Here is a 23,019-nt window from a genome sequence, read left to right as displayed (position 1 = left end):
GTGACCACCTGGGCCGGCCGGACCGCCACCGAGATCGCCGCAGCCGTACGCGAGAAGAGGGTCACACCCCGCGAGGTGGTGGCCGAACACCTCGCGCGGATCGAACGCCTCGACGAGCATGTCGGCGCCTTCCGCACGGTCCGCGCCGAGGCCGCCCTCGCGGAGGCCGACGAACTGGCCACCCGGGATCTTGGCCAACTCCCCCTCGCGGGCGTGCCGGTGGCGGTGAAGGACAACCTCGCGGTGCTCGGCGAGTCGAACCGCAACGGTTCCGCCGCGACCCCGGACACGCCCGCCGACGAGGATCACGTCACCGTGGCCCGGCTGCGTGCGGCGGGCGCCATCGTGGTGGGCCTGACGAACGTGCCCGAGCTCTGCGTCTTCGGCACCACGGAGGGCGTGTACGGCAACGCCCGCAACCCCTGGGACCTGTCCCGCACGGCGGGCGGCTCCTCGGGCGGCAGCGCGGCGGCGGTGGCCGCCGGGATGGTGCCGATCGCGCTCGGCAACGACGGGATGGGTTCACTGCGCATCCCCGCCGCCAACTGCGGTCTGGTCACCCTGAAGCCGGGCCACGGCGTGATCCCCGCCGGGATCGGTCACGGCGACTGGTTCGGGATGTCGGAGAACGGCCCGCTGGCCACGACGGTCGAGGACGCCCGGCTGATGTTCTCCCTCCTCGCGGACATCGAGCCGGCACCGCCCACGGAGCCCGTCACCCGCAGAATCGCCGTGTCCGTACGCAGCCCCCTGGCGGGTATTCGCGTCACCCGGCCGTATACGAACGCGGCCCGGGAGGCCGCCGCGCTGCTGGCCGAGGCGGGCCACCAGGTGCGGTCCGCGAACCCGCCGTACCCGCTCTGGCTGAGCACGACCTCGCTCGCGCACTGGACGGCGGGCACAGCGGTGGACGCGGAGGAACTCGACCCGCGCAGACTGGCCCGGCGGACCCGGGTGCACGCCACGGTCGGACGCCGCTTCGTGACCGGCGTACGCAAGGGGGTGCGCCGCGAGCAGTTGCGCGGGCGTCTGGCGGCGTTCTTCGCGGAGCACGACGTGCTGCTCACCCCGGCACTCGCCCGGCGCAGTCCCGCCGCCGTCGACTGGCACAAGCGGGGCTGGCTGCGCAATGTCCTGGCCAACACCAACTACTCGCCGATGACTCCGCCGTGGAACCTCACCGGCTGGCCCGCGATGTCGGTCCCGTTCGGAAAACTGCCGAACGGCGCCCCTTGTGCCGTCCAGCTCGTCGGCCTGCCGGGCTCCGAGGCGGCGCTGCTCGATGTGGCGGGACAGCTGGAAGTGCTGCACCCGTGGCGGCGTACCGCACCGCTCGGCTAGGGACTGTCTGCCGGCTGGAGGCTGTGTCGAGCGGCTGGAGGCTGTCGTCACACGCCGAAGCCGCGGCCGGTCGTCGGCCGCGGCTTCTTCGGCTCGGCATGGGCGCGAGTCCGGCACACCCATGCCGTCGTCGATCGTGCCGGATCCTGGCGTCGGTCAGTCGACGCTGGGCAGGATGTGGGGCTCGGCGAGGTCGTCCTCGTAGCCCGCGAGGCGGATGGGGGCGGACCTGGCCCACACGTCCAGGCTTCCGAGCTTGGTGTCGGACCCACCGGCCAGGCGCTCCGTGTGTTCCTTGGGGCCCTGATCGCGATTCGTCTTCTCTGGTGTCACCGCGCACTCCTTATGTGTCGGGTCACCCTCGGGACGCTAGTGCCCGGTGCTCGGGTCGCCTGACGCCCGCTCGGGTCTGAGTCGAAGCAGTTAGGGACGCGGTGGCGCCGGTAACTCGTGTGAGAGCAGGCCGTGGTGACCGGCTTGTCCCGGGACGGACCGTGGGTGTGGGTGGACCCCAGTAAGGCTGCCCGTCGGCTACAGCGTAACCAAATGAGCATGCCCCCGCTCTATGGGGCTGAAAACTTGAGGTTACTGTCACACGTCATCCAGGACTCATCAGGCCCCGATCTGCGGCGATTTGAAACATGATGCCCTCTTCGCGACCACCCATTCGGCTCAATATCGCCCCTGGGCGGGGCCGTCGGGACCGGCCACGGGCATGGCTGAAGTCACCGTGGACCGATGTCGCCGCGCGCGTCCGGCTCCGAAGACGGCACGCAGTTCAGGTCCCGTTGGCCGGTTCGCAAGGAGGCCATGATCTGCTGTCGCGCGGCAACGGCGTTTCTCGCGGGAGGACTGACGCATGGAGCTGCGCGGCGTCGAGGAGCTGATGGATCTACTGCACGCCTGCCGGGGCGCCTGGGACACCCCGGACCGCAGCGGAGACCCCGTCGATCTGCACGACCACGCCCTGCAGACCGCCGCGCTGCTGCGCCGCGGCCATCCCAGCGACAAGGAACTCCAGGTCGCGGGCCTGGTGCACGACATCGGGCATCTGCTCAGGCCGGGGGACGACGCCGGGCACGCCGACCACGCGGCCGACGCGGTACGGCCGCTGCTCGGCGAGCGGGTCTCCCGTCTCGTACGCCTGCATGTGGCGGCGAAGCGCTATCTGGCGACCACGTCGCCGGGCCGCGGACTGTCCCCGCAGAGCACGCTCACCCTGGCCGCGCAGGGCGGCACGATGACCCCGCGCGAGGCGGCCGCTTTCGAACTCGACCCGCTGGCCGAGGACGCGGTGACCCTGCGGCAGGCGGACGACGCCGGCAAGGTGGTCAGCCTGTACGCCGGGGTCATGGAGGACTGGCGCACAGTGCTGGAACTGGTGGCGCAACGTTCCTCGCGCCTCGGGGCCGTGGACTAGCGCCTGTCTGACCCTTCCCACCGGGCCCGCGACGCCTGGCACCGCACCTCGCTGCCTGGTCGGGCACGCCCGAGTACGCCCGGTACGAGGGCGACCCCCGCCTTGCGACGCACGGCACCGAACGCCGCGGCCCGAACCGACGCGAACTGTTCGGACAGGCCTTGGCGCGCCCGTGCCGCACCGCCCGCTACGGGCGCCACCGCCGAAACCGACGTCTCGCTCCGGGCCGTCCGCAGCACGGCGAGGCGGCTCCTCCGGCACGGACCACGGCACGAGACCGCCCCACCCCGCACGGACTCCGCACGGACTCCGCAGGGGAGCGATTCCGCTCGGCCCTCGGCCCTCATGCCCAGCGGGCGGCTGCAGTCTTCGCCGAGGCCTGTCGGCTGACGGTCCGTCATGAGACGGTACGCGGATGATGTCGCCGTACGGACTCGAGGGCAGGGCCGCCATCGTCACCGGGGCCTCGCGCGGGATCGGTCTCGCCGTCGCCGAGGCGCTCGCCGGAGCAGGTGTGCGGGTGTGTGTGACCGCACGCGACCCGGACTCGGTACGCAGCGCCGCCGAGCGGGTCGGCGGCATCGGGCTCGCGGGTTCCGTCGCCGACGGGGCGCATCTGACGGAACTGACCGCGCTGACGCTCAGCGCCTTCGGGCGCGTCGACATCGTGGTCAACAACGCCGCGACCAACCAGCCCTACGGCCCCCTCATGGACGCCGACCCGGAACGCTGGCGCGACGCGTTCACCGTCAACGTCGAGGCGCCGCTGCGGCTGGTGCAGTGCGCGTGGCGGGCCTGGATGGGCGAGCACGGCGGAGCTGTGGTGAACGTCTGCACGGAGGGCGCCGGACACGTCGGGCCTCAGGTCGGCGCGTACGGCACCAGCAAGGCCGCCCTGCTCCATCTGACTCAGCAGCTGGCCGGCGAGCTGGCCCCGAAGGTACGGGTCAACTCGGTCTCCCCCGGTCTCGTCCGCACCGAGATGGCCCGCTTCGTATGGGAGCACTCCGAGGACGAGCTGGGCGCCGGACTCCCGCTCGGCCGTATCGGCCGACCCGAGGACATCGCCCGTGCCGTGACCTGGCTGGCGTCCGACGCGGCCGAGTGGATCACCGGGGCCGACCTGCTGGTCGACGGGGGAACGCGGGTGAGGGCGGCGTGCCCGGGCTCCCCCGCGCACGCCGTCCACGAACGTCTGCGGGCACGGAAACCCGACGGGCGGGGTCCGCGCGCCGGCCGGTGATCCCGAACGTGCGACCGGACGCACAGCCCCTGGCACCCCACCGCCTCAGCGCTCACCCCCTCGCGCCTCAGAAAATGTCCCCTTCGTCTATCCGCGCCGCGCGCAATTGCGCGCGGAAACGGCGGAATCGCTCGTCGCGGAACGCTCGCAGCTCGTCCAGGGACATCCGGCAGCCGAGTTCCGCCAGTAGCTCGAGGAAGCGGGGATCGGAGTCGACACCGAGCGCCGACTCCGATCCGAAACGGATCTCCCGGGAAGCGAACCGCCGCGTCATGTCGAGGCTCGCGTGATAGGCCCGATAGGGACGGGTCCGCGAGGAGAACTGCAGGTTCTCGGGGTATTCCGTGCCGTCGAGGTTGTACGTGAGGAACATGCCCCCGTCGAACATCTCGCACCGGAAGAACGGCAGGTCACGGTGGAGATACACATGGGTCGGGAGCGACGAGCGCAGGTCGTGCAGGGCGGTGAGCGAGATGAAGATCTGCCGTTGAAGGGCCTCGATACCCTGGTCGACGGTGGGCACCGGCCTTCTGCCCTGGTGTTCGCGCTGGCGCATGATCACATGGGCCCGGAGGCTGTCTTCGGCCCGCGGATCGAGAAGGCAGAGTCTGATCTGGTCGAGTCGGCGAAAGGCGCGCTTCTGACTGCCGAGAGCGAGGCGAAAGGTTGCGAACTCGGCCGCCGAGCCCTTGCTGTCGTAGCGCGTGGACGTGACGAGGAGCGCCTCGAATGCCTCCCGGAAGGCCACCTTCGGCACATCGGCCGACTCGAAGACCTCGCTCGGCAAAGAGACTTCGAAGCGCTCCTGGAACTGGGAATGCGCTACGTCGATCGCATAACCGGCGAGTTCCTGGGCTTGCAGCCGCTGCCGCACGGGATCCAGGAACAGCGAAACCATGACATAGACGAGAACCGACGCGATGACGGATTCACCGATCGCCGCCAGAGCGGTCGAGAGATCCTTGTCCAGGTCGAAGAAGACCCCCCATAAAATGAGCAGAACCCCCACCACGGTGGAGGCCAGCATCACGACAACGGCCCAGAGCCGCGCGTACTTGGCGAATATTCGGACGCCGTCCGTACCGCCGGAAACGGAACTGGTCATGCGGCCAGCCTTTCTGCCACCCGTTCCATGAGATTCGCGACGCCGTCGGAGTCGAGCAGACCGACCTCGGCCGATGTGTCGCGCTCGGCCACGGGGACGACGACGGTGCTGGTCCTGAGATCCCGTCCTTGCAGCACAGCCGTGACAACGGGGTAGGTGCCATCGGGATCGGCGCGGTGCAGGACACGGTGGTCGAGCGTGTACGACTCACCCGCGACCCGCCGGGTGCGGGCGGTCTCCCGCAGGCGCCCCACCCCGTCGGGCGTATAGCGGTACTCCCCCGACGACGGACGCTGCGCCAGCTCGAAGACCGGCGTCGAACCCGCGCCGCGTTCGAGAACGAACTGCGACTCCAGCAATCCGCCCCACACGATGTACGAAGAGAAGTCCCACCGGTGGTCATGGACGTCGGACTGCGCCACGGGACCGTCCCAGAGGTGAAGCCGGAGGGCCCATGAATCAGCGCCCGGAGAAAGCAGCTTTATTTTGTAGAAGCCGTTCGGGTGCCTATAACAAAGAGTTCCGGAAAGAAGCGTCCTGTCCTTTACCGCTGCCATGAGGTGCTCGCGCAGCCAGCCGTTCTCGCACACTGTCACGATGATCTTTTCCGGATCCTGCGAGCGGGACATGGCGTCGTCGATGAACGCGAACAACTCGGTCATGGGCGCCATGCTACTCGGCGATCCTGAAGCGTCGTCAGAAAACAGAGGCTGGCGGGATTGCCCGTCGCACACAAGGGCGCACGAGGGGAGCACCTGGTGCGCGCGTGCTCCCCTCCCGTCCCCCGCTCACCACTTGCCGGGCGCGTAGTCCTTCATGAAGACGCCGTACAGGTCCTCGCCCTGCTCGCCGCGAACGATCGGGTCGTACACTCGGGCCGCGCCGTCGACGAGGTCGAGGGGGGCGTGGAAGCCTTCGTCGGCCAGGCGCAGCTTGTCGTAGTGCGGGCGCTCGTCGGTGATCCAGCCGGTGTCGACCGAGGTCATGAGGATGCCGTCGGTCTGGAACATCTCCTGGGCGCTCGTGCGGGTCACCATGTTCATGGCGGCCTTCGCCGCGTTCGTGTTCGGGTGGCCCGCGCCCTTGTAGCCGCGGCCGAACACACCCTCCATCGCCGAGACGTTGACGATGTAGGCGCGCCCCGCGGGCGCCTTGCGAGCCGCCTCGGCCATCTGCGACCGCAGCTTGCTGATCAGGATGAACGGTGCCGTGTAGTTGCACAGCTGGGTCTCCAGCAGTTCCACGGGGGAGATCTGCTCGATGGTCTGCACCCACGTGTTGCTGTCGACGACGTCGGGGACCAGGCCCCCCGCGTCGATGGCGGTGCCGTCGCGGTGGCGGACCACACTGGCGTTGCCGGCGACCAGGGCGAGGTCGGCCACCTTCTGCGCGTCCAGCCCCGAGACGCCGACGGGCAGCGCGGTCAGTCCGTCGACCGCTCCGGAGTTGAAGGCGCCGATGACGTGGCTCGAGGGCAGTTCACCGGCCGGCAGCGGGGCGCTCTCGCCCTCGACGAGCGCGGCGTAGGCGGAGGGCAGCCGGCGCACGGTCTGCGTCGCGTTGTTGATCAGGATGTCGAGCGGGCCCTGCTCGGCGACCTGGTCGGCCAACGCCACGGCCTGGGCCGGGTCGCGCAGGTCGATGCCGACGACCTCCAGGCGGTGCATCCAGTCCGCCGAGTCGTCCATGGCCTTGAAGCGGCGGATGGCGTCCTTCGGGAAGCGGGTGGTGATGGTGGTGTGCGCACCGTCACGCAGCAGGCGCAGCGCGATGTACATGCCGATCTTGGCGCGGCCGCCGGTGAGGAGGGCCCGCTTGCCGGTGAGGTCGGCGCGGGCGTCGCGCCGGTCGCGGTTCAGGGCGGCGCAGTCCTGGCAGAGCTGGTGGTAGAAGTAGTCGACCTCGACGTACCGCGTCTTGCAGGTGTAGCAGGAGCGCGGGCGCTGGAGTATCCCCGCGATCTTGCCCTCCTCCGTCACCGACGACGGCAGGATGCCCTCGGTCTCGTCGTCGATGCGCTGGGCGGAGCCGGTCGCGGTGGACTCGGTGACCTGCTTGTCGTGGGCCGTCTTGGCGGCGCGGCGCTCCTGGCGGCGGCGCTGCTTCACCGTCCGGTAGACGCCCGCGGTGGCGCGGCGCACGGCGATCGCGTCGGGGTGGTCGACGTCGATCTTCTCCAGTTCGTCGAGCACGCTGAGGCAGACGGCAAGTCGCTCGGGGTCGATACCGGGACCGAACGCGACGGCCGCCACATCTGTCGTGTCCACGGCGGGGGTCGCCCGGCCGTCCTCTGTCACCGTCATCGCTGCTGCCGTTCCTCGGGTTGTGCGCCGCGTTCGAACCGCGCTCGCTTTCGAAGGCGGAATTTTACGGACCAATCGGCGCGGCACCAAACCCGTGGTGATCACGGCGTGCATGCGGTGATCAGTGCGCGCACCTCCTCGGTCAGGGAACGGGCCAGCAGATCGAGGTCCGGCACGGCCTCCGCGTCGGCCACGAGCCCGTAGTGGACGCTCCCCCGGTAGGTCGAGACGGCCACCGCGAGGGCCTGGCCACGGGCCAGCGGGGCGAACGGGTAGACCTCGGTGAGCGGGCAGCCGCCGAGCTTCAGGCCGAGGCTGGGCAGCGGCACGCTGGTGACGAGGATGTCGAACAGCAGCCGGGCGGCCTGGCCCACGACCGGACCGCCGAGCCGGTGCCCGAGCGGCGGAACGTGGTCGGCGAGCAGCGCGACGGCGCCGGCGCCCCGGTTGGGTCCGGCGTCCTTGTTCCGGTCCATCGCCGTCCGTACGGCGCGCAGCCGGCCGAGCGGGTCCGGGTCGTCGACGGGAAGCCGTATCAGGTAGCCGGAGAGCCGGTTGCCCTGTGGGTGCGCCGTGCGCGGCCGGCGCCGGGAGACGGGGATCAGGGCGCGCGGGGAGACGCCCTCGCTGCCGTCACCGCGTTCGTCGAGCCAGCGGCGCAGGGCGCCCGCCACGACGGCGATCAGGACGTCGTTGACGGTGCCGCCGACGGTCTTGCGGACGACGTGCACCTCGTCGAGGTCGATGATCACACCGGCGGTGCGCCGGGTGCCGGTGGGCGCGGAGGTGAGGGCGGGCGAGGACTGCACGCCGAGTGTGGCGCGGGCCACCGAGGTGCCGATGTCGAGGGCGCGGCCCATGTCGGAGAGCGTGCCGCGGACCAGGCCGGGCAGCTTGCGGACGTCCGGGAAGAGCCCTCGGGGCGCCTCAGCGGGGCGCGGACGGGGTTCGGGCAGATCCATCGGGTCCATGATGGCGGCGGCGAGCATGAGCGCCCTGAGCCCGTCGGCGAGCGCGTGGTGGAACTTGAAGAGCACCGCGAAGGACACGCCGTCCTCGCCGGGCAGCACATGCGCCTCCCACGGTGGCCGGCCGCGCTCCAGCGGGCGTTCCATGAGCCGGCCGGCCTCGGAGTGGAAGTCGGCGGTCGGCTTATGCAGCAGGACGTGGTCCAGCGGCTCGAAGTCGGGTGCGGGCTCGCGGGCCGCACTGCCGAAGGCGAGGGGTGCGAGCGGCTGCCAGACGTCACGGATGCGCATGCGCAGCCCGGGGACGGCGGCGGCGCGGGCCGCGAGCAGGTCCGCGGCGTGGGCGCCGGCGGTGGGCGAGTGCGCGGCGAAGACACCCAGGGCTCCGAGGTGCATCGGGTGCCGGTCGGACTCGATGTTCCAGAACGCCAGGTCGAGTGGTGCGAGGAGGTCGGAGATCAAAGGTTTGCTCTCGCGTCGACGACGGGTGAACTTGCAGTCAAACCCGGACTGGTGATTACGGTCAAGTACGATCAAGTTACGCACAGTTAACAGCTGATTAAGTCCCGCCCCTCGAAGGAGGGACGGGACTCGCTCACGTCAGGACACACCGGGCGTCATTTCAGGACCGGGGGTGCCGCGGAGGCCGCCGTTCCCCACTCGGACGGCTCCGGGCCGACCGTGAAACGGATCGCGTGGATGCGCCGCAGGGTGTGGGTCGTCAGATACGTACGGCCGTAGGAAGATCCGTCCACGCGGGCCGACTGAATGTACCGATCGGTGTCCGACGTGCCGGGCGCCGTGACGGTCAGCGCCCCGAACGGGTAGTAGCGCCGGTCGAGCCTGAGGTCGACCCGCTCGAAGACGGGCGTGGACAGACCCCAGGTGTCGTAGCCGGGCTGCACCGGGAAGATGCCGATGGAGGACAGGACGTTCCAGGCTGACATCGTGCCGAGGTCGTCGTTGCCGGTCATCCCGGTCGGCGCGTCCGTGAAGAGGGTCAGGGCCGCGTGCACGACATCGGTCGTCTTCCACGGCTGGCCGGTCGACAGGTAGGTGTACGGGGCGATCAGGTCGGGCTCGTTCTGCGGGTTGTACTTGTCCGCGTTGTAGTACGCGTAGGGGCCGTTGACCCACACCTCGCGGGCGGTCTTGGCCGGGTCCTGCAGCAACTTCCCGTAGGCGAAGAACGAGTCGAGCCGGTCGTTCGCCGCCTGCTTGCCGCCGATCAGGTCGACCATGCCGGGCAGGTCCTGCGGCACGAGCCACTGGTACTGCCAGGACGTGCCCTCGTGGAAGCCCTCGCTCTGGGCCGGGTCGGCGGGTCCGGTGAAGGCTCCGGAAGCGTCCCGGGCCCGGAAGAAGCCTGTCGAAGGGTCGTGGATCGCGCGGTAGTTCTGGGACCGCGCCAGGTAGCGCGCGGCGTCTTCGTCGTGGCCCAGTTCCCGTGCCATCTCGCCGAGCATGGCGTCCGACAGGGCGTACTCCAGGGTGACGGAGGCGCCGTGGTCGTAGTCGGAGTCGCCGGGCTTCGTGTGCGGGCGCCCCTTGATATAGGGGGCGAAGCCGTTCGCGATGTACTCCCTGTTGGCCTCGCGGCCCACCGCCGGCGAGTCGGCGGGCGGCACGCCGTCGGCGTTCTTCTTCAGAGCGCGGTACGCCCGCTCCTCGTACCCCTTGAGCAGACCCTGCTGGTAGGCGTTCGTGAGGAACGGGGTGACCGGGTCACCGGTCATGATGTTCGTCTCGGCCGTGCCGTAGCCCCACTTGGGCAGCCAGCCGCTCTCCTCGTCGATCTTGATCACGGAGATCGCCATGTCGCGCGCCTCGCTCGGCGCGAGCAGGGCCAGCAGTTGCGACTGGGTGCGGTAGGTGTCCCACAGCGACCAGTTCTGGTAGTACGTGAAGCCCTTGGCGCGGTGGATCCGCTGGTCCCAGCCGGTGTAGCGGCCGTCGGCGTCACTGCCGATGTTGGGCGCGAGGAAGGAACGGTAGAGCGACGAGTAGAACGTGCGGCGCAGAGTGTCGGTGCCGCCCTTCGCGCGTACGTCGTCGAGCCGGTCCTCCCAGGCGCGGTGCGCGGCTCCGAGAGCCGCGTCGAAGGAACGGCCGCCCTCGGAGCGGAGGTTGACGGCCGCGCCGCGGGCGTCCACGTACGAGAGCGCGGTGGTCGCCTCGACCGTGCGGTCCTCGGTGGTGTCGAAGCGCACGAAGGCGCCGGTGCGCCCGGTGGTGCCGGCGGTCTCCCGGGAGCCCTCGGTCACGGAGTCGCCGTTCCAGGTGCCCGAGGTGGTGAACGGCCGGTCGAAGCGGGTGATCGTGTACACCGTGTACGGCTTGGTGGCCTGGCAGAAGCCGCTGCCGGTGATCGCCGTGCGGACGGTCCGGTTGTCCAGGATCTCGACCTTCGTCGAGACCGTCCTGTGCAGCGACTGGCCGGCGTTCAGCAGCACGTTGGCCTTGTCGGTGGCCGGGAACGTGTAGCGCTGTACGCCGGTGCGCGCGGTGGCCGTCAGTTCGGCCTCGATCCCGGACTTCAGGCCGACCTTGTAGAAGCCGGGGTGCGCCTCCTCGGTGTCGTGACCGAACTCCGCCGCGTACTGCGCGTCGTCCGTCCGGGTGACGTCCCCCGTCGTGGGCAGCACGGGCAGGTCTCCGCCGAGGCCGCAGCCGACGCCCGAGAGGTGGACGAGGGAGAAACCGCGGATGTGGTTCTGGGAGTGGTCGTAGCCGGTGTTGTGGCCGGTGTCCGGCGAGAACTGCACCATGCCGAAGGGCACGGCGGCGCCGGGATAGGTGTTGCCCTCGTTCTCCGTTCCGATGAACGGGTTGACCAGATCGGTGAGTTGGCCGTCGCGCGGCTCGGCGGCCTGTGCGGTGGGCAGGGCGAACAGCGCGGAGGCTGTCACCAGCCCGGCCGTGCACAGGCGCAGGCGCCGGGTCCATCTCATGCGGGAGACCTCCGGTGGGTGATCGACAACGTTGTCCTCATGCATGGTCGGGGCGGGAGACCGGCTTTCCGGGCAACCGGAGGAGATCCCGCCCGACGCGTCGCGTCCGGGCACGGCACGTCCGAGACCGCCGCAGCCTATGACATCGTTGTCAGCGCTGTACAACGTTGTCATCAGCGGCAGTTGGCATGACAACACGGGATTCCGCCCCCTGTCCAGGGACATGACAAACGGCCCCGGAGTCACCGGGCCCGACGGGCCGGGTGTCCGAGGCCGTTGTCCGCCCGCGGCGGCCGGTCAGGGCACGCGCTGACCCTTGCCCAGGGCGATCACGCCACCCTTGGAGACCGTGTAGAGGTCGGAGTCGCGCTCCGGATTGACGCCGATGGTCGCACCCGGCGGTACCTCGACGTTCTTGTCGAGCACCGCGCCGCGCACCACGGCACCCCGCCCTATCTTGACGTTGTCGTGCAGGATCGAGCCCTGCACCACCGCCCCCGGATCGACGACCACACCCGGCGACAGCACCGACCGCGTCACTTGCCCGCGGATCAGGCACCCCGCGCTGATGATGGACTCGCTCGCGATGCCTCCGGCGTTGAAGCGCGCGGGCGACAGCTGCCCGGAGCTCGTGTACACGGGCCAGCTGCGGTTGAACAGGTTGAAGGCGGGACGCTCGGCGATCAGGTCCATGTGGGCGTCGTAGTAGGCGTCGAGGGTTCCCACGTCGCGCCAGTAGCCCTGGTCGCGGGTGGTCTCGCCGGGCACGTGGTTGTCGCTGAAGTCGTACAGCTGCGCCTCGCCCCGCTCGGTGAGCGCGGGCAGGATCGAACCGCCCATGTCGTGCACGGAGTTCTCGTCCTCGGCGTCCCGCTGGAGCGCCTCGATCAGCGCCTTGGTGGTGAAGAGGTAGTTGCCCATCGAGGCGAAGACGCACTCGGGGTCGTCCGCGAGGCCCGGCGGGTCGGCGGGCTTCTCCAGGAAGCCCCGCACACTCTGGCCGTCGGAACCGGGGCTGATGACGCCGAAGGACGACGACTCGGCGCGCGGCACCCGGATCCCGGCCACCGTCACCCCCGCGCCGCTCTCGATGTGCTGGGCGAGCATCTGCCGGGGGTCCATCCGGTAGACGTGGTCGGCGCCGAACACCGCGACGTACTCGGGCTGTTCGTCGTGGATCAGGTTGAGCGACTGGAGGATCGCGTCCGCGCTGCCCAGATACCAGCGGGGCCCGAGCCGCTGCTGGGCCGGGACCGGCGTGACGTAGTTACCGAGCAGGCTCGACATCCGCCAGGTGGTGGTGATGTGCCGGTCCAGCGAGTGCGACTTGTACTGCGTGAGCACGCAGATGCGCAGGATGTCGGCGTTGACGAGATTGGAGAGTACGAAGTCCACGAGGCGGTACGTGCCGCCGAAGGTCACCGCCGGTTTCGCCCGGTCCGCCGTGAGCGGCATCAGCCGCTTGCCCTCACCGCCCGCCAGTACGATTCCCAGCACCGAAGGTCCACCGCGCCCACCGCGCCGCATGCCGCCGCCCCTCTACGCCCGGTCGGGTCACGCCCGGCTGCCCGGACCCGCCCCATGTTCTGAAGTTCGTCTGTCCGATGGTTACCCCGGTTTGAGGACTTCCTCGTACAGCTGGACAGTCCTTCGGGCCACCGCGTCCCAGCCGAACTCCCCCACCGCGCGCCGCCGTCCGGCCTCGCCCATGCGACGGGCCCTGTCGGGGTCGGCGAGCACGGAGTCCAGGGCCGTCGCGAGCTCCGCCTCGAAGTCGCCCTGGAGCGGCACGAGGAGGCCGGTCTCGCCGTCCTCGACCACCTCGGGAATGCCGCCGACGCGCGAGGCCACGACCGCCGTCCCGCAGGCCATCGCCTCCAGATTGACGATGCCGAGCGGCTCGTACACCGAGGGACAGACGAACACGGCGGCATGTGTGAGGAGTTGGATGACGTCGGGCCGGGGCAGCATCTGCGGGATCCAGTGCACGCCGTCGCGCACGCCGCTCAGCTCCTGGTACAGCTCGCGGAACTCCCGGTCGATCTCCGGGGTGTCGGGGGCACCCGCGCACAGCACCACCTGCGCGGCCGGGTCTATGTCCCGTACCGCGCGCAGGAGATGGGGCACGCCCTTCTGCCGGGTGATGCGGCCGACGAACAGGATGTACGGGCGCCCGGTGTCCAGGCCGATCCGCTCCAGGACGTCGGTGCCGTGGTCGGGCCGGTAGAGGGAGGTGTCGATGCCGTTGTGCACGACGCGCACCCTGGCCGGGTCCAGGGCCGGGTAGCAGCCGAGAATGTCCTCGCGCATGGCGCCCGAGACGGCGATCACGGCGTCCGCGGCCTCGATGGCGGTGCGCTCGGCCCAGCTGGACAGGGCGTAGCCGCCGCCCAGCTGCTCGGCCTTCCAGGGGCGCAGCGGTTCGAGGGAGTGGGCGGTCATCACATGCGGGATGCCGTGCAGGAGCTTTCCGAAGTGTCCCGCGAGGTTGGCGTACCAGGTGTGGGAGTGGACCAGTTCGCGGCCTTCGAGGGCGGCGGCGATGGAGAGGTCCACGGAGAAGGTGCGCAGGGCGTCGTTGGCGCCGTCGAGTGCGGTCCAGGGCCGGTGACGGACGACTCCGCCGGTGCCGCCTTCGCCCCAGCAGTGCACATCGAGCTCGGTGAGGGCGCGCAACTCCCGTGCGAGGAACTCGACATGGACGCCCGCACCGCCGTACACGTCCGGCGGGTACTCCCGGGTCAGCAGTCCCACGCGCACACAGAACCCCCGTCGTAGCCCGGCTGGTGCCCCTCATGGTCACTCAGTTGAAGCCGATACGGAAGACCACGCGGTAAGCCCCTGTGTCAGGTCCGGCGGGGCGCGGGCCGCGGTGGGCGGTCGAAGCAGCAGTCGCCGCAGACTCCGCCGCCGGGCACCCGGTAGTAGAGACAGCAACTGCGGCGCCGGAGCGTCCTGGGGTCGAGGGTGCCGGAGAGGTCGGGGTGCTCGAAGAGCCGGCCGGCCAGGGTCCTGGCCCGCTCCCCCACGTCCGGGCGTCCGTGGGTGAGCGCCCAGCGGTCCAGCTGACGGACGGTACCGGCCAGGGCGGAGCCGGCGTTGCCCCACAACAGGCCCGGTGAGACGCGGTGGCGTGAGCGCAGGGCCGCGTTCAGCGGGACGAGAAGTCCGGCGCGTACGACCGTGTCGAGATCGGTCACGGGCCGGGTGCGGACCTCGGAGAGCCAGAGGTCGTCCGGAGCACTGGCGTCGGGGTCCCAGCGCAGCAGCTCCGGATCGAGGTCGGGCAGTCGGCCGCAGAGCGCGGCGGCACCGAGCGCGATCGACCAGAAGCGGGCCGCGAGACCCTGCTGCGCCACCGAGACCGCGATCCGTGACTCCGGAGCCCGAATACTCTGGGCGACCTTCCGGACGCGAAAAGTTATCGGATCTCCGTAAACCTCCGCAGGCGTCCCGGCTTGCGGGTTGGCAAAGGCGCTCGCGAGGGTAGGGAGGGGGCCGCGCGGCGGTACGCCGGTGCGTAGTACGAAGAATCCGCCGAGCGCGTCGAGCGCAGCGAGTTGGGGGTCGAGGTCCACGAAGAGCAGTAGTACCAAGCCCCCTAGGGGTAACCACCAGTGGATCGGGCCGTGGTGTCGCCCACCCTGGGGAGGACAAGGGGCGATTCGTACTCCATCGGCAGTAGGACCCAATGACTGCTCAGGGACGACGACGAGAACTAAATCGCACGGCATCGTTGTTTGCATGGAAGCCGACCGTTCGTCGCGCCGGGCTGCTGCTCCGCGCCGTACGCAGAGGAGGGACTCATGAGTGCCCTCGCTTTGTCCGTGGTGCTGTCGTTCGTCTCAGCCGTCGCGTATGCGGGTGGCGCGATCATTCAGGAGCAGGTCGCCATGACCTCTCCCGGCCAGACCTACGCGCCGCTGCACAGGCCGGGCTGGTGGGCCGCCGTCGCGCTGACCGGCCTGGGCGGGCTGCTGCATGTGTTCGCCCTCGCGTTCGGTCCGCTGAGCCTCGTACAGCCGCTCGGTGCGCTGACCATCGTCTTCGCGCTTCCGATGGCGGCCCTGTTCGTCGGCCGCAGGGCCGGGGCGGCCGCCTGGCGCGGCGCGATCATGGCCACGATGGGTCTCGCCGGTCTGCTGGCCCTGGTCGGCGCGTCCGACGCACAGTCCCTGAGCAATGTCCAGCGCCTGGCGCTGGCCGTGGTGGCGGGCGGCGCGGTCGCGGCCCTCATGGCTGCTGGGCGCGCGGCGCACCGGCACGCGGCGGTGCGCAGTGTGCTGCTGGCGGTCGCGGCGGGCGTCGCCTTCAGCATGTCGTCCGTGTTCACCAAGACCGTCGCGGTGGACTGGTCGCAGCACGTGTCGCTCGCCAACCTGTCGAGCCTCGCGGCCATAGGCGTCTTCGCGACGGCCGGCATGCTGATCTCGCAGGCCTCCTACCGGGGTGCCGGCCTGGAGGCGCCGCTGGCCACTCTGACGGTCGTGAACCCCGTCGTGGCGGCCGCCGTCGGCATCACGATGTTCGGCGAAACCTTCCGCTACGGCGCGACCGGCACCGCGCTCGCACTGGGCTGCGGCGTGGTCGCGGCGGGCGGTCTGATCCTGCTCACCATCGAGCGGATCGGCAGCAGTGACCGAACCGCGACCGCTCCCCCGGAGCTCGCGGCCGTGCCAGAGGCGGACGCCGGACAGCCGAATGACGACGCGCACCGGCCCGCCGACGAGGCGGCTCCGGTGGCCGTCGCGGAGCCGCACTTCCCCGAGCCGGTCGTCCCGGCCGTCTCGGTCCCGCGGCTCCCTGAGCCGGCCGTCGCGGTCGTGTCCGACCTCGGCGTTCTCACGGTCACCGAGGCGACCGTGGAGAAGCTGCTGGCCGGGCTGCCCAAGCCCTCCTCCGGGGGCGACGACGGGTTCGTACCGGCTTCGCAACCGGGTGCCGGAAGCGTGGTGCCACCGGCTCCGCAGACGGGCGGCGAGGCCGTGTTCCTGGCGGCTCCGCAGCCTGTCGTGGGTGGCGTGTTCGTACCGGCTCCGCTCAAGGCTGCCGTGCCGGCGATGGAGGTCGTCGCCGCGCAGGACCCGGCGGCCGGGGACGAGCTGCCCTTCCTGACCGCCATGCTCGGTGTGCCCTACGTGCCGATGCCGTTCGTCAACCACCACCGCACCCGCGTCAAATCCTGACGCACCGCCCCCGCGTCACACCCTGACTCCGCCGGCCCGGAGGTAAGCCACCGGGTCGATGTCCGAACCGAAGCCGGGCCCCGTCCGCACCTCGAAGTGCAGATGCGGGCCCGTGCTGTTTCCCGTGGACCCGGAGCGGCCGATGCGCTGACCGGCCACCACACTCTGCCCCGCCTTGACGGAGATCGCGGAGAGGTGGGCGTACTGCGTGTAGCGGCCGTCGGCGTGCCGGATCACCACCTGGTAGCCGAACGACCCGCCCCAGCCCGAGCTGACCACATGGCCGGCCGCGACAGCCGCGACGGAGGTACCGGTCGGCACGGGGAAGTCGACGCCGGTGTGGTAGCCCTTCGACCAGTGGGAGCCAGCGGCACGGTAGGGCGTGCCGGTCGCCGCCTGCACCGGGGCCACGAGGGAGTGCGTCTCGGCCTTGTCCGGGGTGGTCCTGTGCGGGGTGGTCCTGTGCGGGGACGTGGTGTGGGTCGAGGTCTTCTTCGCCGGCGTCCGCGCGGGCGTCTTCGACGGCGCCTTCGTCGGCGCGTGCTGCGCGGGCGCCTGGGCCTTGCCGCGCAGGGTGAGCCGCTGGCCCGGCAGAATCAGGTCCGGGTCGGAGCCGACGGTGCTGTGATTCGCGGCGTACAGCCCCTGCCAGCCGCCCTGGACATGCCGGGAGTCGGCTATGCCGGAGAGCGTGTCGCCGTGCACGACGGTGTACATCTCGGCTGTCCCGGCCTGCGACTGCGGCGTGGTCTGCGGCTTCACGTCCCGCACCGAGCGCTGCTTCGCCGTCCGCGGCGCGGTCCCGGCCGGGCTGATGTCGGGGCTCGCGCCACCTCTGGTCAGCCCGCCGTGCACCGAGCACACCGGCCAGGCGCCGGGCCCCTGGCCCTTCAGCACCTTCTCGGCGACGGCTATCTGCTGGTCCTTCGTCGCCTGGTCCGCGCGCCGGGCGTAGGCCTTGCCGCCGTACGCCTCCCAGGTGGACTGGGTGAACTGCAGTCCGCCGTAATAGCCGTTGCCGGTGTTGATGCTCCAGTTGCCGCTGGACTCGCAGGCGGCGACCTTGTTCCAGGTCCCGACATCGGCCGCGTGGGCGACTCCGGCTCCGACGAGCGGGAGCGCGATGCCGGCGCCGCCCGCCGTGACGGTGAGTGAGGCGCGATTGATCCTGTTCGGCTGATACCGGCGGTGCCGACCGCGTACGGCCATGAGGGAGCCCCCTAGACATGCGTCAGGAGCGGCAAAAGTAAGCGCTGGGAACAGGCCAGGACAAGGCGGCAACCGGTCGCTCCCAAAAGGCAGTTGGCCGGGTCCCGTACTGCCGTCGGCGCGAACGCGCTCCGCACGGTGGGTGACCGGGCCGCCGCGGGACCGGGGTCCGCCGCCCGCCCCTCCGACGCCTGTCGACATCGGGTTCCTGTGTCCGGCGACAGGCGGCCGGCCGAGTCGACGGACGGGAACACGCCGGAGCGGGACCCGCGTCCGGGGCGCCCGGGTCCCTCGCCGCCGGCAGCCCGCGCCGTACGGCCTGTCCGAAATCCGCCCTCGCGGCGCCGTGACGTTCTCCTGCGTGGACACCTCCGACACGTCAGGATGGCCTGGGGCAATACTGGCGAGCAGCACGGACGAGTACGACCGGTCGCACCGATACCGGGATTTTTTTCGTATCGGCCACCGGACTTACCGCACTTCTTAGGAGCCAACCGAATGAGCACTTCAGCCCAGATCGGCGTCACGGGTCTCGCGGTCATGGGGCGCAATCTCGCCCGCAACTTCGCACGCAACGGTTACGGCGTCGCCGTGCACAACCGCACCGTGGCGAAGACGAACGCGCTGGTGGAGGAGTTCGGCCACGAGGGCACGTTCGTCGCGGCCGAGACCGCGAAGGAGTTCGTGGCGGCGCTGGAGCGGCCCCGACGTCTGGTGATCATGGTGAAGGCGGGCGATCCGACCGACGCGGTGATCCAGGAGTTCGCCCCGCTCCTGGAGCCCGGCGACATGATCATCGACGGCGGCAACGCGCATTTCGCGGACACCCGGCGCCGTGAGCGCGCGCTGCGCGAGCAGGGCATCCACTTCGTCGGCACGGGCGTCTCCGGCGGCGAGGAGGGCGCGCTGCACGGGCCGAGCATCATGCCGGGCGGCTCGGTCGAGTCGTACGCCTCGCTCGGCCCGATGCTGGAGAAGATCTCCGCGAAGGCGGCCGACGGGTCGCCGTGCGTCACGCATGTCGGTCCCGACGGTGCCGGGCACTTCGTGAAGATGGTCCACAACGGCATCGAGTACGCCGACATGCAGCTGATCGGCGAGGCCTACCAGCTGCTCCGCGACGTCGCCGGGTACTCCCCCGCGCAGATCGCGGACATCTTCCGCACGTGGAACACCGGCCGGCTCGACTCCTACCTGATCGAGATCACCGCCGAGGTGCTGTCGCACGTGGACGCGGCGACGGGCAAGCCGTTCGTGGACGTGGTCCAGGACCGGGCCGAGCAGAAGGGCACGGGCCGCTGGACCGTGCAGATCGCGCTGGACCTGGGCGTGCCGGTGTCCGGTATCGCCGAGGCGGTCTTCGCCCGCTCCCTGTCCGGACACGCCGACCTGCGCGCCGCCTCGCGCGACCTCGCCGGCCCGAAGGCGCAGCAGCTCGACGCGTCCGAGGCCGCGGCCTTCGCGGACCGGGTGGAGCAGGCGCTGTACGCGTCGAAGATCGTCTCGTACACGCAGGGCTTCCACGAGATCATCGCGGGCAGCGACGAGTACGACTGGAACATCGACCTCGGTTCCGTCGCCTCGATCTGGCGCGGCGGCTGCATCATCCGGGCGGCCTTCCTCGACCGCATCCGCGCCGCCTACGACGCCCGGCCCGACCTGCCGAGCCTGCTGTCGGACGAGACGTTCGCCCGGGAGATCGCCGCGGCCCAGGACGACTGGCGCGAGGTCCTCGTCGCCGCGACCCGCCAGGGCGTGCCCACTCCCGGCTTCTCCGCGGCCCTCGCCTACTACGACGCCCTGCGCGCCGAACGCCTGCCGGCCGCCCTCACCCAGGGGCAGCGGGACTTCTTCGGGGCGCACACGTACCGCAGGACGGACCGCGAGGGTTCGTTCCACACGCTGTGGGGCGGCGACCGGTCGGAGGTCGAGGCGTAAGGGCTGCCGCCGGTGCCGTAGGGTTGTCGCCTGGGCCCAGGACTCTCTACTGGGGTGGGGCGTAGGGCTGCGTTCGGGCCCGCGGGTTTGTCGCCGGGGCCGGGCCCAGTCCTGTCACCAGGCCCGGACACCTCGCCCTCGCCGAAGCCGTCACGTTCCCCGAGCGGGGTCGTGGCGGCTCTGGCGTGCTCGGGGGGGGGCGAACAGGGTGTCGGCGTGCTCACGGTGCCGGCGGCCGATGTGCCGGACGGACCTCGCCCTGCCGGGCGGCGAACCTAGTCCCGCTGGGCGGCGAACAGTTCCAGGTGTGCGCAGTTGGGGCAGCGAAAGGCATCTATCTGCCAGTGCGGTCGGCCCATCCTCTTGGCACCACCGAGCGGGCCTCGCTCAAGGGCGCCTTCGATCCACCGGGCGAACCCGCGAGCGCCCTGTCCGGAGTCCTCGACGAAGCCCGGCTCCAGCCCCACCACACCGCACTGAGTGCACCGTATGTTGTTCATCGGCGGAGTGTATTGAACAGGCGCGGGCCTTGGTCATCAGGGCTCGTTCCCCCTCGCCCTCGCCCTCGTTCCGCGTGACGCGCGACCGAGAGGCCGCGAACTCGTGCGCAGACGCGGCATCCGTGCGGCGCCCCCGGCCGGGCGCGTGAGCCCCGGTCGCTCACGCCTCCGGCCGGGCACCCGTAGAGGCCGAACGCCGGACGTCCGTCAGGACAGCGGTCCGGGCCGGGGCTGGGGTTCCGGTACCGGGTCGGGGCCCGGCGGTTTCGGGATCGGGGAGGGCGACGGGACGGGCTCCGGCCCGGGGGCGGGATCCGGGTTGGGACCGGGGACGGGATCGGGACCGCCCGGTTTCGGCGTCGGGTCCGGGAAGGGCTCCGGGCGGTCGGGGCTCGGCCCCGGGGTGGGTCCCGGCTTCACGGGGTCGGGATACGGATGCGACATGGTGGTCCTCCAGCCAGTCGATGCGTCGGCTCTGGACTTGTCCCACGCGTACCCGGCGGGGGCGCGCCCACTCACCCCACTCACCCCGTCGTGCGAGAGACGGCGACCGGGTGGGCCAACCCGGGTGCACCACGAACGGCTGGCCGGCCCACGGGTGATGCGGCGCGCGACCACTGGCGGGGGCCCATCTGCTGGCGGGGCCGGGCCCACCTGCCGGCCGGGCGGGGCCTCCCTGCCGGGCGGAGCCCACCCACTGATCGGGCGGGGCCCACCTGCTGGCCGGGCCGGGCGCGCCTGCTGGCGGGGCGGAGCCCACCCCTGGCCGGGCGAAGCCCACCGCTGGCGGGGCCGTGCCCACCCGCTGGTCGGACGGGGCCTACCCGAAGGCTGGGCCGGACCCACCCGCTGGTCGGACGGGGCCCACCCGCCGGCCGGGCGCGGCCTACCCGGCGTGCGCCGCGTGGAACACGTCCGCCGCCGCGGCGAGCCCCGGGCTCGGGCTCGACAGCACCGGCACCGAGGTGGTCGTGAACCGCTGGGCCGCGGTCATGGACGCCTGCGCGAGGACGATCGCATCGACGTCGGTGACCGCGTCGGCGGCGTCGGCCACCGCGCGGGCGCAGCCGTCCGTGTCACCCGCTTCGAACAGCGCCCACGCGTCCGCGACCAGCGCCGTACGGACGTCCACGGGGCGACCCGCGCGGCGGGCCTCCTCCTCGACCAGGGCGACGGTCGGTCCCAGGGTGCTCGTCACCGTCGCGAGGACGACGATCCGGGGGCCCGCTGCCACCGCCGCGGCGGCCATCGGACGGTCCACGCGGAGCACGGGCACCCCGGCGTCGGCCCGCTCCGCGACCGCACCGATGGTCGAGCAGGTGCAGAGGACGACCCGCGCGCCGTCGGCGACGGCCCTGGCGAGCAGCGCCCGCACGTCGTCGGCCACCGCCTCGGGCCCCTCGCGCCGGGCCCTCGCCAGCAGTTCCTCGTCGACCAAGTGGCGCAGTTCCAGGCCCGGGTGGGCCTCGTCGCGCAGCGCGTCGAAGACGGGGACATGCGTCGGTGAGGTGTGCAGCAGGGCGAGCGGTCCGGACCGGGGCGGGAGCGGCGCCCCGGCCATCAGAAACGTCCTGGATGCGCCGTGAGCCACTCCACCGCCGCGTTCAGCAGCGCCGGGTCGGCCACCGGAGCCTCCTCGGGGTGCCGCTCCGCCCACTTCACGACGTACGGGCAGAGCGGCGCGACGACAACGCCCTCGCGTGCGGCGATGCCGTACAGCTCTCGGGCGAGGGAGCCGGCGATGCCCTGGCCCTCGTGCGCCGGTTCCACGATGGTGTGCACGGGGACGAGGGCTCGCGCGGGCTCTTCCAGGACGAAGTACTCGATGTGCCCGACCACTTGGTCACCGGCGAACGCCTCAAGGCGGCCGGCCGGCCGGTCGTCGCGGATCTCGATGTCGCTCACGGGCACTCCTCGGGTCCTCGGTTCCAGGGGTCCTGCGATGCCGTCGCGGATCAGGCGGTGACGGCCTGTGGGCTGCGCTGCTGGTCCGAGCCCGGTACCGGCTCGGACGGGTCGGCACCGAGGGACACGATCCGGTTGTCGCGGTCCACGTGCACGACGGAAGGCCGCAGCGTCCGAGCCTCGGCGTCGGTGACCTGAGCGTAACTGATGATGATCACCAGGTCACCGGGGTGCACAAGATGGGCCGCCGCTCCGTTGATCCCGACGACTCCCGATCCGCGCTCCCCCTCGATGACGTACGTCTCCAGGCGGGCGCCGTTGGTGATGTCGACGATGTGGACGAGCTCGCCCGGCAGCAGATCGGCGGCGTCGAGCAGATCGGCGTCGATGGTGACGGATCCGACGTAGTGCAGGTCGGCCTGGGTGACCGTGGCACGGTGGATCTTGGACTTGAACATGGTACGAAGCACGAAGAAACTCCCGATTCGTCTGCTCCCTGCCTGCTATCGCAGGTCAAGGGCCGTCTTCGGAGATTACATCGTTTCGCATATTCGGTCTGCTGTCGCCAGGTGTTCGAGGACTCACACTGACCGGTTGCTGACTTTCCTGATGCCGCGCGAGAAGACGAGAGCCGGCCAGGTCCTGGTCGATCCGCAGCTGGTGGCCGAGAGGTGGTGCGGCGTACTGGGGGCAGTCGAGGCGTTCGCAGACGCGGCAGCCCATGCCGACGTCGGTGGCGGCGGAGACATTGGTGAGGTCGAGGCCGGCGTGGACGAGGCGGTGGGGCGTGGCGAATCTCGCAGCCGAGGACGATGGCGAAGGTCTTGCCGGGTTCGCCCCAGCCGCCGCGGTGCCGGGTGACGGCACGCCCGGTGTCGCGCCCACCGCCGACTCCAGCAGGCCGCTCATCGGGTTGAGCAGTTCGTCGACCTCGACCAGGGGGCTGAGAG

Annotated in this window: 19 protein-coding genes and 1 pseudogene; 5 read left to right on the top strand and 15 right to left on the bottom strand. The window is 71.0% G+C overall.

The window, feature by feature from the left end; translation table 11 throughout:
- On the top strand, positions 1–1,341 hold the full coding sequence (locus ACZ4N5_RS24965; protein WP_467759277.1) for an amidase: 1,341 nt from the start codon (positions 1–3) through the stop codon (positions 1,339–1,341).
- Between the two features lie 156 nt (positions 1,342–1,497).
- Here the strand turns inward: ACZ4N5_RS24965 and ACZ4N5_RS24960 are convergent, their stop codons facing one another.
- Positions 1,498–1,674 carry a hypothetical protein gene (locus ACZ4N5_RS24960; protein WP_467759276.1) on the bottom strand — a complete coding sequence of 59 codons (177 nt, stop codon included), beginning with the start codon at positions 1,672–1,674 and terminating at the stop codon, positions 1,498–1,500.
- A gap of 526 nt (positions 1,675–2,200) precedes the next feature.
- Between ACZ4N5_RS24960 and ACZ4N5_RS24955 the strand changes: the two genes are divergently transcribed.
- Positions 2,201–2,761: an HD domain-containing protein gene (locus ACZ4N5_RS24955; RefSeq protein WP_467759275.1), complete on the top strand. Its 561-nt coding sequence runs from the start codon at positions 2,201–2,203 to the stop codon at positions 2,759–2,761.
- A gap of 415 nt (positions 2,762–3,176) precedes the next feature.
- Positions 3,177–4,004 carry an SDR family oxidoreductase gene (locus tag ACZ4N5_RS24950; protein WP_467759274.1) on the top strand — a complete coding sequence of 276 codons (828 nt, stop codon included), beginning with the start codon at positions 3,177–3,179 and terminating at the stop codon, positions 4,002–4,004.
- A gap of 67 nt (positions 4,005–4,071) precedes the next feature.
- Here the strand turns inward: ACZ4N5_RS24950 and ACZ4N5_RS24945 are convergent, their stop codons facing one another.
- The 8 genes from ACZ4N5_RS24945 to ACZ4N5_RS24910 form a co-directional block, all read right to left on the bottom strand.
- Entirely contained in the window at positions 4,072–5,031 is a 960-nt protein-coding gene (locus tag ACZ4N5_RS24945) for a hypothetical protein (protein ID WP_467759273.1), read from the bottom strand.
- Positions 5,032–5,105: 74 nt separating this feature from the next.
- Complete coding sequence (locus ACZ4N5_RS24940) at positions 5,106–5,771, bottom strand: hypothetical protein (RefSeq protein WP_467759272.1); 666 nt, start codon at positions 5,769–5,771, stop codon at positions 5,106–5,108.
- A gap of 126 nt (positions 5,772–5,897) precedes the next feature.
- A complete protein-coding gene (locus tag ACZ4N5_RS24935) occupies positions 5,898–7,412 on the bottom strand; it encodes an SDR family NAD(P)-dependent oxidoreductase (RefSeq protein ID WP_467759271.1) in 1,515 nt (504 codons plus the stop codon).
- Between the two features lie 101 nt (positions 7,413–7,513).
- Positions 7,514–8,842, bottom strand: a complete 1,329-nt coding sequence (locus ACZ4N5_RS24930) for a wax ester/triacylglycerol synthase family O-acyltransferase (RefSeq protein ID WP_467759270.1) — start codon at positions 8,840–8,842, stop codon at positions 7,514–7,516.
- A gap of 155 nt (positions 8,843–8,997) precedes the next feature.
- Complete coding sequence (locus tag ACZ4N5_RS24925) at positions 8,998–11,331, bottom strand: GH92 family glycosyl hydrolase (RefSeq protein ID WP_467759269.1); 2,334 nt, start codon at positions 11,329–11,331, stop codon at positions 8,998–9,000.
- A gap of 297 nt (positions 11,332–11,628) precedes the next feature.
- Positions 11,629–12,858: a glucose-1-phosphate adenylyltransferase gene (glgC, locus tag ACZ4N5_RS24920; protein ID WP_467759268.1), complete on the bottom strand. Its 1,230-nt coding sequence runs from the start codon at positions 12,856–12,858 to the stop codon at positions 11,629–11,631.
- A gap of 81 nt (positions 12,859–12,939) precedes the next feature.
- Complete coding sequence (gene glgA / locus ACZ4N5_RS24915) at positions 12,940–14,091, bottom strand: glycogen synthase (protein ID WP_467759267.1); 1,152 nt, start codon at positions 14,089–14,091, stop codon at positions 12,940–12,942.
- A gap of 86 nt (positions 14,092–14,177) precedes the next feature.
- Positions 14,178–14,927, bottom strand: coding sequence for a (2Fe-2S)-binding protein (locus ACZ4N5_RS24910; RefSeq protein WP_467759266.1), 750 nt, complete (start codon positions 14,925–14,927; stop codon positions 14,178–14,180).
- A 210-nt stretch (positions 14,928–15,137) separates the two neighbouring features.
- Between ACZ4N5_RS24910 and ACZ4N5_RS24905 the strand changes: the two genes are divergently transcribed.
- On the top strand, positions 15,138–16,517 hold the full coding sequence (locus tag ACZ4N5_RS24905; protein WP_467759265.1) for a DMT family transporter: 1,380 nt from the start codon (positions 15,138–15,140) through the stop codon (positions 16,515–16,517).
- A 15-nt stretch (positions 16,518–16,532) separates the two neighbouring features.
- Here the strand turns inward: ACZ4N5_RS24905 and ACZ4N5_RS24900 are convergent, their stop codons facing one another.
- Entirely contained in the window at positions 16,533–17,726 is a 1,194-nt protein-coding gene (locus ACZ4N5_RS24900) for a transglycosylase family protein (protein WP_467759264.1), read from the bottom strand.
- 498 nt (positions 17,727–18,224) lie between these two features.
- On the opposite strand from ACZ4N5_RS24900, the gene gndA reads away from it, so the two are divergent.
- The gene (gene gndA, locus ACZ4N5_RS24895) at positions 18,225–19,664 is read left to right on the top strand and encodes an NADP-dependent phosphogluconate dehydrogenase (RefSeq protein WP_467759263.1); all 1,440 of its coding nucleotides are present in this window, start codon (positions 18,225–18,227) and stop codon (positions 19,662–19,664) included.
- 275 nt (positions 19,665–19,939) lie between these two features.
- On the opposite strand, the gene ACZ4N5_RS24890 is transcribed toward gndA, so the two are convergent.
- The 5 genes and pseudogenes from ACZ4N5_RS24890 to ACZ4N5_RS24870 all read right to left on the bottom strand — a co-directional run.
- Positions 19,940–20,164, bottom strand: coding sequence for a hypothetical protein (locus ACZ4N5_RS24890; RefSeq protein WP_261706625.1), 225 nt, complete (start codon positions 20,162–20,164; stop codon positions 19,940–19,942).
- Positions 20,165–21,050: 886 nt separating this feature from the next.
- A complete protein-coding gene (locus tag ACZ4N5_RS24885) occupies positions 21,051–21,725 on the bottom strand; it encodes an aspartate/glutamate racemase family protein (RefSeq protein ID WP_467759262.1) in 675 nt (224 codons plus the stop codon).
- Complete coding sequence (locus ACZ4N5_RS24880) at positions 21,725–22,069, bottom strand: GNAT family N-acetyltransferase (RefSeq protein WP_467759261.1); 345 nt, start codon at positions 22,067–22,069, stop codon at positions 21,725–21,727. The genes ACZ4N5_RS24885 and ACZ4N5_RS24880 overlap by 1 nt, the downstream gene beginning before the upstream one ends.
- A gap of 50 nt (positions 22,070–22,119) precedes the next feature.
- Complete coding sequence (gene panD / locus ACZ4N5_RS24875; RefSeq protein WP_467759260.1) at positions 22,120–22,539, bottom strand: aspartate 1-decarboxylase; 420 nt, start codon at positions 22,537–22,539, stop codon at positions 22,120–22,122.
- A gap of 43 nt (positions 22,540–22,582) precedes the next feature.
- Positions 22,583–22,943: pseudogene (locus ACZ4N5_RS24870) on the bottom strand (short-chain fatty acyl-CoA regulator family protein); the annotation flags it as partial.
- Positions 22,944–23,019: the final 76 nt, after the last annotated feature.

Source organism: Streptomyces sp. NPDC026500, from assembly GCF_055567635.1.
The sequence above is the reverse complement of the archived record's forward strand: the minus strand, read 5'-3'. Positions and strand labels throughout refer to the sequence as shown.